Annotated in this window: 14 protein-coding genes; 7 read left to right on the top strand and 7 right to left on the bottom strand. The window is 58.8% G+C overall.

All coding sequences use genetic code 11. The features are described 5' to 3' along the window. Positions 1-35: 35 nt before the first annotated feature. The 7 genes from L2D14_12095 (at position 36) to L2D14_12065 (ending at position 8752) form a co-directional block, all read left to right on the top strand. Positions 36-1925 carry a thiamine pyrophosphate-binding protein gene (locus tag L2D14_12095; protein WNJ98608.1) on the top strand — a complete coding sequence of 630 codons (1890 nt, stop codon included), beginning with the start codon at positions 36-38 and terminating at the stop codon, positions 1923-1925. Positions 1926-1933: 8 nt separating this feature from the next. Next, a complete protein-coding gene (locus tag L2D14_12090; protein ID WNJ98607.1) occupies positions 1934-3109 on the top strand; it encodes a DegT/DnrJ/EryC1/StrS family aminotransferase in 1176 nt (391 codons plus the stop codon). A 137-nt stretch (positions 3110-3246) separates the two neighbouring features. Further along, positions 3247-4191, top strand: coding sequence for an NAD(P)-dependent oxidoreductase (locus L2D14_12085; protein WNJ98606.1), 945 nt, complete (start codon positions 3247-3249; stop codon positions 4189-4191). Positions 4192-4324: 133 nt separating this feature from the next. Further along, positions 4325-5827 (top strand): radical SAM protein, encoded by a 1503-nt coding sequence (locus L2D14_12080; protein WNJ98605.1) that lies wholly within the window; start codon positions 4325-4327, stop codon positions 5825-5827. A 154-nt stretch (positions 5828-5981) separates the two neighbouring features. Further along, positions 5982-6722, top strand: a complete 741-nt coding sequence (locus L2D14_12075) for a nucleotidyltransferase family protein (protein ID WNJ98604.1) — start codon at positions 5982-5984, stop codon at positions 6720-6722. Further along, the gene (locus tag L2D14_12070; protein ID WNJ98603.1) at positions 6719-7723 is read left to right on the top strand and encodes a kinase; all 1005 of its coding nucleotides are present in this window, start codon (positions 6719-6721) and stop codon (positions 7721-7723) included. Before L2D14_12075 ends, L2D14_12070 begins: the two co-directional genes overlap by 4 nt. A gap of 72 nt (positions 7724-7795) precedes the next feature. Continuing rightward, positions 7796-8752 carry a glycosyltransferase family 2 protein gene (locus tag L2D14_12065; GenBank protein ID WNJ98602.1) on the top strand — a complete coding sequence of 319 codons (957 nt, stop codon included), beginning with the start codon at positions 7796-7798 and terminating at the stop codon, positions 8750-8752. On the opposite strand, the gene L2D14_12060 is transcribed toward L2D14_12065, so the two are convergent. The 7 genes from L2D14_12060 to L2D14_12030 all read right to left on the bottom strand — a co-directional run bounded on the left by L2D14_12060 (position 8749) and on the right by L2D14_12030 (position 15181). Beyond that, entirely contained in the window at positions 8749-9600 is an 852-nt protein-coding gene (locus tag L2D14_12060) for an inositol monophosphatase (protein ID WNJ98601.1), read from the bottom strand. The genes L2D14_12065 and L2D14_12060 overlap by 4 nt on opposite strands. Beyond that, positions 9600-9869, bottom strand: coding sequence for a hypothetical protein (locus tag L2D14_12055; protein WNJ98600.1), 270 nt, complete (start codon positions 9867-9869; stop codon positions 9600-9602). Before L2D14_12055 ends, L2D14_12060 begins: the two co-directional genes overlap by 1 nt. A gap of 95 nt (positions 9870-9964) precedes the next feature. Beyond that, complete coding sequence (gene hflX, locus L2D14_12050; GenBank protein WNK01682.1) at positions 9965-11287, bottom strand: GTPase HflX; 1323 nt, start codon at positions 11285-11287, stop codon at positions 9965-9967. Between the two features lie 53 nt (positions 11288-11340). Continuing rightward, positions 11341-11598: an RNA chaperone Hfq gene (gene hfq, locus L2D14_12045; GenBank protein ID WNJ98599.1), complete on the bottom strand. Its 258-nt coding sequence runs from the start codon at positions 11596-11598 to the stop codon at positions 11341-11343. Between the two features lie 94 nt (positions 11599-11692). Next, entirely contained in the window at positions 11693-12343 is a 651-nt protein-coding gene (locus L2D14_12040) for an HAD family hydrolase (protein ID WNJ98598.1), read from the bottom strand. A 16-nt stretch (positions 12344-12359) separates the two neighbouring features. Beyond that, positions 12360-13736: a Trk system potassium transporter TrkA gene (gene trkA, locus L2D14_12035; protein WNJ98597.1), complete on the bottom strand. Its 1377-nt coding sequence runs from the start codon at positions 13734-13736 to the stop codon at positions 12360-12362. 65 nt (positions 13737-13801) lie between these two features. Further along, entirely contained in the window at positions 13802-15181 is a 1380-nt protein-coding gene (locus L2D14_12030; protein WNJ98596.1) for a sigma-54 dependent transcriptional regulator, read from the bottom strand. Positions 15182-15187: the final 6 nt, after the last annotated feature.

Raw genomic sequence — 15187 nt, 5'->3', positions numbered from 1 at the left:
CCGTAAGCGAAATCCAATAATGGGGACGACGGTTTATGAAGCTAGCTGACTACGTCATCGATTTTCTGGGCGATCGCGGGATCGACAAGGTTTTCGTTCTTTACGGATCGGCCAATGGCCACCTGATCGACGCCTTTACCCGCGCCGAAAAAACCGAATATGTGGCGACCATGCACGAGCAGGGCGCCGGTTTTGCCGCCGAGTGCTACGGCCGCGTAAAAGGTGTGCCGGGCGCAGCCATCGCCACCAGCGGGCCGGGTGCGCTCAACCTGCTCAACCCGATAGCCAACTGTTTCTACGAATCGGTGCCGTGTATCTTCATCACCGGCAACATCAATTCGCAGTTCATGCGTCCCGACCCGTCGGTGCGTCAGGTCGGTTTCCAGGAAACCGATGTGGTGTCGATCGTCGAGACGATTACCAAGCATGCGGTGATGATTACCGATCCCAAGGACATCCGTTTCGAAATGGAGAAAGCCTTCTTCATGGCCGAGGAAGGCCGTCCGGGGCCGTGTGTGATCGATATTCCGATCGATATCCAGAAAGCCGAGATCAATCCCGACGAACTGTTCGGTTTCGATGCCGACGCGGCGCGGGTGCATTATGCCACCGATGTCGTCGACCAGCAGGTCGAGCAGTATATCGAAGACCTGAAAAAGGCCGAGCGCCCGACGTTTATCGTCGGCGGCGGCGCGCGGATCGGCAATGCGGTCGATCTGGTTCGTGAAATCGCCGAAGTGGCGATGGTCCCCGCCTACCCCACGTGGAACGGGCTGGATATCATCACCTCCGATTTCGAGTATTACGGCGGGCGGATCGGGACTTACGGCGGTGCCGGACGCAATTTCGGCATTCAGAACTCGGATCTTCTGATGGGGATCGGATCCAGGATTTCCGGGCGTATCACCGGCGGCAACATCCACACCTTTGCCCGCGAGGCGAAAAAATACGTCGTCGATCTGGACAAGGCTTTGCTGCAGCCGCGTCTGCAACAGGTGCCGTTCGATGTGAACATCCTTTGCGATGTACGGGATTTCTGCCAGCGGCTTTTGAAGCGTCTCAAGGAAGAGCGCGCCGCCGGCAACCTGCCGACCCACGAAAAGTGGAATGCGCAGTGCCGTGAATGGCGTATCAAGTACGATCCGGTGCGCCCGGAAATGTTCAAGGACGGTGCTTACCAGTTCGAGGGCCAGGAATATGTGCATCCCTATGCCTTCATGCGCCGCCTGTCCGAAAAAATGGGCGGCAACGACATTCTGGTGTGCGATTTGGGCGGCACGTCCGTGGTCGTCGCGCATGCCTTCGAGACCAAGTTCGGCGAGCAGTACCTGACCAACAACGGCAATGCACCGATGGGCTTTTCCATGTGCGGCGCCATGGGCGCGTGGATGGCAGACCCGGACCGCAACGTCATCGCCATCATCGGTGACGGCGGTATGATCCTGAACATTCAGGAACTGCAGACCATGAAAAACTACGGGATGAAAGTGAAGACGTTCATCCTCAACAACCATATCTACGGCATCACCAAGGCGTTCCAGGAAACCAACTTCCAGGGCCGCTGCGAAGCTTGCGGTCCGGTCGGTTATAACCCGCCGAACTTCGTCAATGTCGCCAAGGGGTTCGATGTGCAGACCTTCGAAATCTCCAGGAATGCCGAAATCGACACAATGATCGATACGGTGATGGCGTTTGACGGCCCGGCCGTATGCGATGTCAACATGCACGAATATCACACCTATGAGCCGCGCATCTTCGGCTGGTCGACACCGGTCGAGGACATGTATCCGTACCTGCCGCGCGATGAATTCCGCGCCAACATGTTCATCGAGCCGATCGAAGGCTGGGAAACCCCGGCCATGCCGGACATCGTCAACCCGAATTCGGACAAGCCGGGTACCGAAGGCACCCGGACCATGGAGTAAACGCCCCTATGTTCTATCCGCTGGCGGCGTCGAGCTGGGCCGATGAGGAAATTGCCGCGATCCAGCGTGTGATCGATGGCGATATGTACACCATGGGCGCCAATGTTCAGGCGTTCGAGGAAGAGTTCGCCGCCTATCACGGCATGAATTACGGCGTCATGGTGAACTCGGGGTCGAGCGCGAACCTGATTGCCGTTGCTGCGCAGTTTTTTAAGAAAAACAATAAGTTAAAGCGCGGAGATGAAGTGATTGTTCCGGCCGTTTCGTGGGCCACGACCTATCATCCGCTGCAGCAGTACGGTCTCAAGATGAAGATCGTCGATATCGATCTTGATACCCTCAACATGGATGTCGCGCAGCTCGAAGACGCGCTCACGCCGAACACGAAAATGCTGGTTGCTGTGTCCATCCTCGGCAATCCCTGCGATCTGGATGTGATGCGTGCGTTTTGCGATAAACACGGCCTTGTCTTCATGGAAGACAATTGCGAGAGCCTGGATGCCGAGTTGAACGGCAAAAAAGCAGGCACGTTCGGCGATGTGAACACGTTCAGCTTCTTCTTCTCGCACCATATCGCGACGATGGAAGGCGGCATGATCCTGACGAACGACCTGGAAACGTATCATCTGATGCGGGCACTTCGGGCGCACGGCTGGACGCGTGATCTGCCCAAGGATTCTCCGGTCTTTGAAGGCCGCAGCGATGACTTCTTCGAGGCTTACCGCTTCATTCTGCCGGGCTACAACGTGCGGCCGACGGAAATGTCAGGCGCCATTGGCCGCGAGCAGCTCAAGAAAATGCCCGGATTTACGGCGCAACGCCGCAAGAACCTGGCGCTTTTGACCGAACTCCTTGGGCCGGACGAGCGTTTCATTATCCAGCGTGAAAACGGCGTTCATTCCAGTTTTTGCTTCCCGATCATTCTCAATCCGGCGATGAATATTGACCGCGAACGCGTGTTCAGGGCGCTTGAGGCTGCGGATATCGGGTATCGAATCATTACCGGCGGCTGCATTCTGCGCCACGATGTGACCGAGTTTTACGACTATGAAACCGTTGGCGAGGTCGCCAATGCCAATATCGCACATGACAACGGCTTTTTCTGCGGCAACCACCCGCACGATCTGACGCCGCAAATCAGAAAGCTCCATGAGGTATTGGACGAAGCCGCGCAGCCGGCTTAAGCGGAGAAAAACATCACCGTCGCCCTGAACGCGATTCAGGGCCTATATCGGGGCAAGTGCCGGCGTGTGAATTTATGGATCCTGTATCACGGTCCGATGGGCCTTGTTCAGGATGACGATGGGAGAGAGACGAAAGCATGAGCGAAAAACTGCACATCGTGGTCACCGGCGGCGCCGGATATCTGGGTTCCATCATGGTGCCGGCGTTTCTGGACGCGGGGCACAAGGTCACGGTGCTCGATAATTTCATGTTCAAGCAGAACCCCCTCGCCCATGTCTGCGCCAACCCGGATTTCGACGTGGTGCGCGGCGATGCCCGCGACGAAGGCCTGATCAAGGGTTTGGTCAAGGACGCCGACGTGGTGATCCCGCTGGCGGCGCTGGTCGGGGCCCCGCTCTGCAATAACGATCAGATCGGTACCGAGACCATCAACCGCGACGCGGTGATCATGATGCTGAAGCTGCTGTCGAAGGATCAGCGTATCCTTATGCCGATTACCAATTCCGGTTATGGCATTGGTGAAAAAGGAAAATTCTGCACGGAAGAGACTCCGCTCCGGCCGATATCACTGTACGGCACGACCAAGGTCGAGGCCGAGGCGGCGGCGCTCGAACGCGGCAACGCAATCAGCTTCCGCCTTGCCACCGTGTTCGGTATGGCGCCCCGCTTCCGGCTTGACCTGCTGGTCAATGATTTCGTCTACCGCGCCGTTCACGACCGCGCCGTTGTCCTGTTCGAAGCCGACTTCAAGCGCAACTATATCCATATCCGCGATGTCGCGCGTGCGTTCCTGCATGGGCTTGAGAATTTCGAGAGCATGAAGAACGAGCCTTATAACGTCGGCCTGTCGGACGCCAACCTGTCGAAACGCGAGTTGTGCGAGAAAATCCACGAGCACATTCCCAGCTTCGTGTTCATGGAAGCGCCGATCGGCGAAGACCCGGACAAACGCGATTACATCGTATCGAACGAGAAAATAGAGAAGACCGGCTTCATGCCCGCGTATTCGCTCGACGACGGGATCAAGGAACTGATCAAGGGCTACCGCATGATCCGCAACAGCCTGTACGGGAACGTCTGAAAAACAAACTTCGTCATTCCCGCGAAAGCGGGAACCTGGTAAGTCCCGGTGATGCCCAACTGGGTCCCCGCTTTCGCGGGGATGACGTTAAGTGCTATAAACGCGCAGAATCACTAACTTAAACGGAAAACGCATGACAACGACCCGACCCGATCTGGTGCTCGTCAATCCCGGTGGGCGTGAGCGAATCTACCAGCAGCTCGGTAACGAACTGACGGCGATCGAACCGCCGCTGTGGTGCCGCCTGATCGGTGGCTATGTGCGCGACAAGGGCCACGAAATCGTCATCCTGGATTCCGAAGCCGAAGGCATGGGCACGGAAAGCGTTGCCGGGCGCATCGCCGAGCTGAACCCGAAGCTGGTGGCGATGATTGTGTTCGGCCATCAGCCGTCGGCATCGACGCAGCAGATGGTCGCCGCCGGCGAGACCACGCGCGCGATCAAGGACATAACCCCGGATATTCCGGTTATCTTTGTCGGCGGGCATGTCTCGGCGCTGCCCGAACAGACGCTGAACGAGGAAGCGGCGGAATATGCCTGCAAGGGTGAAGGGCCGGAAACGGTGACCGGTCTTCTGGCCGCCATCGACGCCGGATCGACACCGGAAGCCCTTTCGGACGTGCCGGGTCTGGTCTGGATGAAGGACGGTGAATTCACAATCAATCCGCCGGCGCCGCTGATCAAGGACCTGGACACCGAATTGCACGGCGATGTCTGGGACCTGCTGCCGATGGACAAATACCGGGCGCACAACTGGCAATGCTTCGGCGAGCTGGAAAACCGCATGCCGTATGCGTCGATCTATACCTCGCTCGGCTGTCCGTTCAAGTGTGTGTTCTGCTGCATCAATGCGCCGTTCGATATCAACCGCTACCGCATGCGCAAACCCGAGAAGGTGGTCGAGGAAATCGCCATGCTGCGGGAAAAATACGGCGTCAAAACCTTCAAGATCATCGATGAGATGTTCGTGCTCAACGAACGCCACGTGATGGCGGTGTGCGACGGCATTATCGAGCGCGGCATCGACGATCTGAATATCTGGGCTTACGCGCGTGTCGATACCGTCAAGCCGCAGATGCTTGAAAAGCTGCGCAAGGCTGGATTCCAGTGGCTGGCGCTGGGCATCGAATCCGGCTCCGATCTGGTGCGAGACGGCGCTGACAAGGCCTTCGATCAGGACGAAATCAAAGGCATCGTGCGGATGATCCAGAGCGCCGGCATCAAGGTGGCGGGCAATTTCATCTTCGGTCTGCCCGATGACGACATGGAAAGCATGCAGGCGACGCTGGATCTGGCGCTCGAACTCAATTGCGAATATGCCAATTTCTATTCGGCGATGGCTTACCCCGGTTCGCCGTTGTACGCGATGGCGATCCAGAACGACTGGCCTTTGCCGGAAAGCTGGGCCGGTTATTCGCAGCACAGCTATGACTGCCGCCCGTTGCCGACCGAGAAAGTCTCGGCGGCTGAAGTGCTGCGCTTCCGCGATCTGGCGTTTCACGACTATTTCGAAGGCAAGCGTTACCTCGATATGGTGACGCAGCAGTTCGGCTGGGATACCCGCAAACATATCGAGGAAATGGCCGAACACCGCCTGAAACGCCGTTTGGTCGAGGAACTGGAGGCCGCGGAGTGAGGTTTGTGCCCACTCTCGTCATCCCGGCCTTGAGCCGGGACCCATCGAAACACCGGCAACACGACCATGGACGCGAAATGACGCTCGCGGCGAAATGGGTCCCGGATCTCCCCCGGAAAACGTCCGGCGTCGCCCGGGATGACGAGTGAGTTTGATGTCTGACGCCCTCTCCAACACTGACATCGTCGTCCTCGCCGGCGGTCTCGGCACACGCATCCAGCCGGTGCTGGGCGATGTGCCGAAGCTGCTGGCGCCGATCGGCACGCGCACCTACCTCGATTATCTGTTGGACTGGCTGCAGGGTTTCGGGGCCACGCGCATCATCCTGAGCCTCGGGCATCAGGCCGCGCGCATTGTCGATTATGTCCGTGCGCACCCCCGCACCGGCCTTGCCGTCGAGAGCGTCATCGAGGACAAGCCGCTCGGCACTGCCGGAGCGCTTCGGCTGGTCCGTCCGCAGGTGAAGTCGGATACGTCTATTGTGATGAATGGCGATAGCTGGATTGGTGCCGATCTCGGTGCTTTTGTGCAGGCACATGTGGACGCGCACGCTCCCGCCTCCCTGCTCTGCGTTCGCGTCGACGATGCCGGACGTTTCGGGCAGATCGAGGTCGACGGCCAGGGAAGGATTCGCAGCTTCCAGGAAAAAAATCCCGATGCCGGACCGGGGCTGATCAATGCGGGCGTGTATGCGTTCGCCCGCGATATGTGGGAAATCGTTGCAAACACGGACGGTCCGTCGCTGGAACGCGATGTATTTCAGTCACTTCCCGCCTCAACGCTTGCCGCTTATGATGCCGGTAACGTACCTTTTATCGATATCGGCACGCCCGAAAGCCTGCTGCAGGCGGCCAAAGTTATCGGTGAAAGTGCCACCGACGAGGGGAAAATATGATCATCAGCCGTACGCCGTTCCGGGTGTCGCTTTTCGGCGGCGGCACGGACTACCCCAAATGGTACGAAAAGCATGGCGGTGCCGTGCTCGGTTTCGCCATCGACAAGTACTGCTACATATCTGTCCGCCGTCTGCCGCCGTTTTTCGAGCACAAGCACCGGATCGTCTATTCGGTCGTTGAGAACGTAAAGACCATCGATGAGATCAAGCATCCGGCGGTCAAGGGCGTGCTTAGCGAGCATCAGCCCGGCGAAGGTGTCGAAATCCACCACGATGGCGATCTGCCGGCGCGTTCCGGCCTGGGTTCGAGCTCGTCGTTCACGGTCGGCCTGACCAATGCGCTCGCGGCGTTTGACGGCAAAATGCTCTCGAAGCGGTATCTGGCCCGCGAAGCGATCCGCATCGAGCATGATGTCATCAAGGAACAGGTCGGCTGTCAGGATCAGATCTGGGCGGCCTATGGTGGGCTGAACCGAATTGATTTCCTGAAAACCGGCGAGTTTGATGTGCAGCCGGCGATGGTCAGACGCGAGCGCCGCGATGACCTGCAAGACCATCTGATGCTTGTGTTTACCGGCCTGTCGCGGCTTGCGCCCGTGATGGCGGAAAAACAGATTCAGAATATCGATGCCAGGGAAAAGCAGCTCTCGACCATGATGCAGATGGTCGATGAGGCGCAGGCGATCCTGCAGGACGCTAACCGCCCGATCCGCGATCTCGGTGATCTTTTGCAGCAGTCCTGGCAGTTGAAACGCGAGCTTGCGGATGGCGTCTCGACGCCGCTTGTCGACGAGATATTTGACGCCGCGGTCGGTGCCGGTGCATCGGGCGGCAAGCTGCTTGGCGCCGGTGGCGGCGGCTTCATGCTGTTTATCGTCGAGCCCGGCAAGCAGCCGGCGGTGCGCGAAGCGCTCAAGGATCTGGTATCCGTCAAGATCGCCATCGATAATGTCGGCTCCAAGATCGTCGTTTATGAGCCGGACGGCCTGGAATTCGCCTGATCGCACCTGCGCTGCAACCCTTGACACTTTGCTTTTCAGGCGGATATTGGGCCAACATTTTCCGGGGGACCCATGGCTACTGACGCGCGCGGCAATAAAAGCAAAATATCCGTCGTCTTTTCGTTTCGTAACGAAGCCGAAGTGCTTGAAGAACTGATCGACCGTGTCTCGGCTATGTTCAAGGGCGTGGGCTGCCCGTATGAAATGATTTTCGTCAACGACAACTCGCTGGATTCCTCGCTGGATATCCTGATGGCACGGGCGAAATCGGATAAAGCCATCAAAATCATCAACATGTCGCGCAATTTCGGTGTCGGTGAGTGCGTGCTGGCAGGGATGAAGCACAGCACCGGCGACGCTGTCGTTTATATGGATACGGATCTTCAGGATCCGCCCGAAGTCATTCCGGAGCTGATCGAAAAATGGCGCGAAGGCGCGGATCTGGTTTATACGCGCCGTCTGAGCCGAGATGGTGAAACGGCGTTCCGTTTGTGGGCGACGGGTGTTGCATACCGGATTATCAATTCCCTGTCGGAAATCGATATGCCGATCGAGGCCGGGGATTTCCGCCTGTTATCGCGCCGCGCGGTGGATGAGTTGCTGAAACTACCCGAAGCGCAGCCGTATCTGCGCGGTCTGACGCAGTGGGTCGGCTTCGAGCGCGCCGAAGTCCGTTACCGGCGCGCTCCGCGTGCGGCCGGAGAATCGCATTTCCCGGGTGTGTTTTCGCGCGGACCGGTGAAGGCATTCGTCGACGGCCTGACGTCGTTTTCGATGTATCCGCTTTATTTGGTCCTTTATGCCGGTCTGGCCGGAGCGGCACTGGGGCTGGGCGGCCTTGTCCTGACGGGACTGGCAGCGCTTTTCGGCTGGGCGTGCAGCGTCGCCGGCTGGGTCTTTTTTATCCTGACGCTCTGGGGCGGTCTGATGTGTGGGATGGGGATTCTCGGGCTGTATATCGCACGCATTTACCGCGATGTCCGCGGCCGGCCGCACTACATCATCAAAGACACCGTCAATCTCGATTAGAGATTTGCCAGTTCGTCGGCACGTTTGACGAGATTGCGGAATGCCGCCCAGTTCGCGCCGTCGCCGACGACGCCGATCGACTGCGTGCCGAGCGATGCCGTCAATCGGTAAGGCTCGTTGCTGAGTATGCCCCGGGCCTGCCCCCCGGCCTCGCCGACGATCATCGCTCCCGCGGCATGGTCCCAGGGTTTCAGGATGCCGCCGTATCGCGTCAGATCGATCTTTCCGGTGATGATGTCCATGTATTCACGCCCGGCACAGCGGTAACGGTCTATCAGGTTGGGTAACGGTGTCCTCAGCTCGGCGGCGGCACGTGCCAGCCGGGAGCGCAGCTTCGGGCCGCTGGTCATGGTCGATGCTTCGTAGGTCCGTTCCGGCCGGTGAATTACCGTGGATTTTCCCGCAGCGTCCTGTTGCATGGCACCGCTGCCCGGAATGGCCCAAACCGCATCGCCACGTACCGGATCGATAATCCAGCCGGCTTTTGTTTCACCGTCTTCGGCCAGTGCGACGATCACCGTAAACGGCGATTTGCCGTGCGCGAAATTATAGGTGCCGTCGACCGGGTCGACGATCCACACCGGCCCCGGGTCGCCAAGCGCGTTCAACGTCGCCGGGTCGGCATGATGCCCCTCCTCGCCGATCACGACACTGCCGGGCAGCAGGCTCTGCAGATACCGGGTCAGGGCGGCTTCGGATTCCTTGTCGGCAATGGTTACAAGATCGCCGGGTTTTTTCTCGGAAATTTCATGCGCCTCAAGGGTCTTGAAGCGCGGCATGATTTCCGCGTCGGCAACCCCGCGCATGATATCGAGGACTTTCTCAGGTTGGTCGAGAACACGTTTCATCAGTTGATATACAAGTCCCTGTCGCGGTGATAGGCGGCGGCGGCGTCTTCGAGAATCTTGCGCGCCTCGTCGGAAAATTCGCTGCGTTGCATCAGGGCGTGGGTCACGAACGTTGAAAATGTCACGGCCTCGCCCTTGCCGCGCAGGCTGAATTTTGCGGCAAACTCGTCGAGCCTGCGGTGAATGTGCTCGCGCGCCATGACATTGAGCTGGCGCTTCACATAGCGATTGGTCAGCCGCCATTTGTGCTGGGCTTCACGTGTCGCCATTTGCCCCTCCTCTACTAGTAGAGGCATCCTTGTATGGTGCCGGGGCGGTCGGGTCACGGCAAAAATTGACAAGTGTGCATGTGCCCGCGCCGTCATCACGGCTGCAGCGGTGTATCGAACTTTTGCTCGAATCTGGCGGCAACATCCGGGGCGATACGCAATTCCAGATGCACACCGTCTTCGTCATCTTCCCTGGACAGCACCTCGGCGCGCTCATACAGCCACGCCAGTGCCGCGCCGTTCTCGAACGGCAGCGCGATGTGGCGGCTCAGGTAGTGGCGGGTCAGAATATCGTCGACGACATCCAGCAGTTGCGCACACCCCTGCCCGGTCCAGGCCGAGATCGGCACGGCCGCCTGATTGCCGAAGCGCGCCCGGTTGGTAACGTATTCACGCTGCTCGTCGTCCAGCAGATCGATCTTGTTGAGCGCTTCGAGCACCGGTTTGGCCGTCGTCGCGTCGTCATCGTTGGCGGCCGGGCCGGCAGGCACCACGTGCAGCTCGGCCATGACCTTTAAAACATCGGCCTTCTGCGCTTCGGTGTCGGGGTGGGCGACATCGCGGACGTGGACGATGACATCGGCTTCGATGACCTCTTCCAGCGTGGCGTGAAAGGCCTGCACAAGTTCATGCGGCAGGTTCGACACGAAACCGACGGTATCGGAAATGATGGCGTCGCGGCCGCTTGGCAGTTTCAGGCCGCGCATGGTCGGATCCAAGGTTGCGAAAAGCTGGTCTTTCGCGACTACATCGGCTTCGGTCAGCCTGTTGAAAAGCGTCGACTTACCGGCGTTGGTATAGCCCACCAGTGCGATCACCGGATGCGGCACGCGCCGCCTTGCCGAACGATGCAGGTCACGGGTTCGCGATACGTCGGCAAGATCCTTCTTGAGCTTGTCGATGCGCTGGCGGATCAATCGCCGGTCGGTCTCGATCTGGGTTTCGCCGGGGCCACCCATGAAGCCGACACCGCCGCGCTGGCGCTCCAGGTGGGTCCACGACCGCACCAGCCGCCCCAGTTGGTAGGTTAGCTGTGCCAGATCGACCTGAAGTCGGCCTTCACGCGTTCGCGCACGCGCGCCGAAAATTTCCAGGATCAGCCCGGTACGGTCGAGTACCTTGGCCTCCCAGGCGCGTTCAAGGTTGCGTTGCTGTACCGGAGTCAGTTGCGCATCGACGATAATCACCGGTTTCGGTGCTTCCTCGTCGGCGTGATGAAGCTCATCCAGAACGTCACTGATCCGCTCGACGACACCGCCGCCGATCAGTGTCGACGGCTTCGGCCGCTTGATCGTGAAGGCTTCGGCGTGCGCGATGTCGAGGTCAATGGCCATGGCAAGACCGACGGCTTCTTCAAGCCGGGCCTCGCGTTCCCTGCCATCCGGTTCGTCGGCGCCGACTTCCGGATGCACGACGATGCAGCGTTCGCGATGCGGACGCCGATCGATACCGCCGCCTGCGCCTTGCTTACTCACGCATCCTCGGCAGCGTCGTCCTTTTCCGGCTCGAACAACTGAACGGGCGTCGATGGCATGATCGTCGAAATCGCATGCTTGTAGACAAGCTGCGTATGTCCGTCCCTTCTCAACAGAACCGAGAAGTTGTCGAACCAGGTGACGATGCCCTGAAGCTTGACGCCATTGACCAGAAAAACGGTGACTGGCGTCTTGTTCTTGCGAATGAAGTTAAGAAAAACGTCCTGCACATTTTGGGGTTTATCCGCGGACATTCTTTTATTCCCCCTGTTTTTAGCCGCCAAAAACGGCGGATTTTAGGTTGTTTTCGGCCATAAGGCGCGAATTATTTCAGACAAGCGAAGGAGCTTACATCGTCTGCAGAAAATTGCAAAGCTGTTGGCAACTCGCGAAATAATGGACCGGCGGGTGGATCGGGAATTCGTCCTTCCCGGGCGGGTTTTCGCGGATCAGGACCGGCACGCAACCGGTATTGACGGCGCATGTCAGATCGATATCGGCATCGCCGACAAACCAGACGTGCGGTCCGGGTGCATGATCGCCGGGTGCGAGGGCCATGTGCACCGGGGCCGAGTCGGGTTTGTCGCGTTCGGCGTCGGTGGCGCCGACAATCGCGGAAAAATGCCCGTTCCAGTCGAGATGTTCGGCTTCGGCACGCAGATAGTCTCCCCGCTTATTGGAAACGACGCCCAGATAGAACCCGGCGTCGCGTAGCATATCGAGCATTTCGACGGCTCCGGCAGCCGGTTTGATGGCGTCGACGTGAATTTCGTCATAGCGTTTGTAGAACACGTCCGCAGCGGCTTCCCATTCGTCGCCAAAAATTTTGGGGAACCTGTCGCGGAGGGATTCCCGGACATTGGTGCGGGTTTGCTCAATCGTCCATTCCGGTAGCCCGAACGTACGGTACGTGGTGTTCAGCGCGTCATGGATCACCGGCCAGCTGTCGACCAGCGTGTTGTCCCAATCAAAGATTATGGCTGTGGGTTTGGTGGTCATTGCGGCCTGAGTCCAATCAGAAGTACTCAAGCTGTACCGAAAACATTTTCTCAACCTTGCGGATGACGTCGGCGGCGGCGAACAGCACGACGCGGTCACCGGCTTCGATCACCGTATCGCCACTTGGGTAGATCGTCGCACCGTCACGCACGATGGCACCGATCAGAACGCCTTGCGGCAGTTTGGCATCGCGCAGTGGCGTGCCGACCAGTTCCGAAGTCTGCAGGGCTTCGGCCTCGATCAGTTCGCCGAAGTCCGCGCGGAGCGTGTGCACGGAGTGAATACGCCCACGCCGGACGTGTTGCAGGATTTTCGATACCGTGATGTTGCGGGGACTGACCGTGACGTCGATGCCGATCGAGCCGACGAGATCCTCGTAGCTCGTATTGTTGACCAGCGTCAGGACGCGGCGGCAGCCAAACTTTTTGGCCAGCAGGCTCGAGAGAATATTGGTCTCATCGTCGTTGGTCACGGCGACAACGGTCTCCGTGCCGCCGACGTTGGCCTCCTCCAGGATATCCTGATCGATGACGCTGCCATGAATGACAATGGTTTTCTGCAATTCGCCGGCAATCGCCTCGGCGCGTTCCTTGTTGGATTCGATGATTTTGGCGCGAACCCAGTCGTGGTTTTCTTCAAGTTCCTTGGCCAGGAACATGCCGATATTGCCGCCGCCGAAAATCAGCAACGAGCGTGCCTCACGCTCTTCGTGACCGAAGGCCGCCATGGCGCGGTCGATCTGGTCGCTGTCGACGACGAAATAGACTTCGTCACCGGCATGCATCTGGTCTTCGCCTTTGGGGACGACCGGCTTGCCGTCGCGGATCAGCCCGACAATCACGATATTGAGGTCAGGGAACAGCTTGGAAAGCTGTCTGAGCGGTGTGTTGACCAGCGGGCAATCTTCCTTGCAGCGCACGCCGAGCAGTTTCACCTTGTTGTCGACGAGCGGAATCATCTCGAAAGCGCCGGGTACTTCCAGGCGCCTGGTCACGGCGCGCGCCACCTCTATCTCCGGTGAAATGATGACGTCGATCGGCATGTGGTCGCGCGAGAACATGTTCGCCCACATCGGCTGCAGATAACTTTGGTGGCGGATGCGCGCGATCTTGGTCGGCACGCCGAACAGTGAATGCGCCACCTGACAGGCGACCATGTTGGTTTCATCGGCCAGCGTGACGGCGATGATAAGGTCGGCGTCGGCGATTCCTGCGCGTTCCAGCACGTCCGGATGCGAGCCGTGTCCGACAACGCCGTTGACGTCATGCGCATCGGAAATCTGGCGCACCAGATTTTCCGATTGATCGACGATGGTCACGTCATGGTTTTCCAGAGCCAGATGCCGGGCGATATTCGAGCCGACCTTGCCTGCGCCGCATACGATGATTTTCATGGTCGAACCTGAACTTGCGTTGAATTGCGAATATACGTCATTGGATCGAATTTACTGCTAATAGCTTACTGCTTATCCTGACCGCGGACACCGAGAGATTTCAATTTCCGGTGCAAGGCCGAACGTTCCATGCCGACGAATTGCGCGGTCTGCGAGATGTTACCCCCAAACCGCTCCACCTGGGCAAGCAGATACTCGCGTTCGAACATTTCCCGTGCATCGCGTAACGGCAAGGACATGATTTCGGCATTGCGTTCGACATCGACGGAGGGCGCGTTGCCCATGATTTCGGGCGGCAGCATAGCCCCCGAGATCGGCTGCGCTGCATCGCCCGGCGCCATGATCAGCAAGCGTTCAACGACGTTCCTGAGTTCGCGCACGTTGCCGGGCCAGCCATAGGTCTGCAATGCCGCCAGAGCATCATCCGTGAACCCGCGCGCCGTCTGTCCGGAGGCATTTGCCGCATTGTTCATGAAATGCCGGGCCAAAACGGGGATATCGTCGCGCCTTTCGAGCAGTGCCGGTATGTAGATCGGCACGACGTTGAGCCGGTAGTAAAGATCTTCGCGCAAATTGCCTGCGTTGATTTCAGCCGTCAGATCCTTGGTGGTCGAAGCGATAACCCGGACATCGACCTGAACCTGCGAGTTGCCGCCAACGCGTTCGAAAATCTGTTCCTGCAGGACGCGAATGATCTTGCCCTGCGTTTCGAGCGGCATGTCGCCGATTTCATCCAGTAAAAGCGTGCCCTGGTGCGCACGCTCGAACATGCCGATCTTGCGGCTGGTGCCTGCATCCCCTTCGGTGCCGAACAGTTCCGTTTCCATGCGGTCGGGATGCATCGCCGCGCAATTGACGACACAAAACGGTCCTTCGGCACGGCGCGATTGTGCATGAACCATACGCGCGATGACTTCCTTGCCGGCACCCGGTGGGCCGGAAATGATAATCCGGGAATTGGTCGGTGCGGCGCGGTCGACTGCCTGGCGCACATCCTTGATGGCACTGGAATTTCCAAGCAGATCAAGCGAGGTCCCGGCCCGCATTCTGAGTTCCGCGTTTTCACGGCGAAGCTGCGCGGCTTCGGTGGCCCGTTCGATCAGCAACAAAAGCCGGTCGGCGGTAAAGGGCTTCTCGATAAAATCGTAGGCACCGTACTTGATGGCCTGCACGGCAGTTTCGACCGTGCCGTGTCCGCTCATCATCAACACCGGCACTTCGGGGTGCTGGCTTTTGATTTCCTTCAGGATGCCGATACCGTCGAGTTGGCTGCCCTGCAGCCAGATATCAAGCAGCACCAAACCCGGCTCACGGTTCTTGACCGCCTCCAGCGCAGATGTCGAGTCCCGTGCTTCACGAGTTTCGAAGCCTTCGTCACGAAGAATCTCCGAGGTAAGCGTGCGGATATCGCGTTCGTCGTCGACGATAAGAATTTCTTTAGCCATCGGACT

Source organism: Thalassospiraceae bacterium LMO-JJ14, assembly GCA_021555105.2.
Classification (GTDB): Bacteria; Pseudomonadota; Alphaproteobacteria; order Rhodospirillales; family Casp-alpha2; genus UBA4479.
Note: the sequence above shows the minus strand (reverse complement) of the source record. Positions and strands in the feature narration are given on the sequence as shown.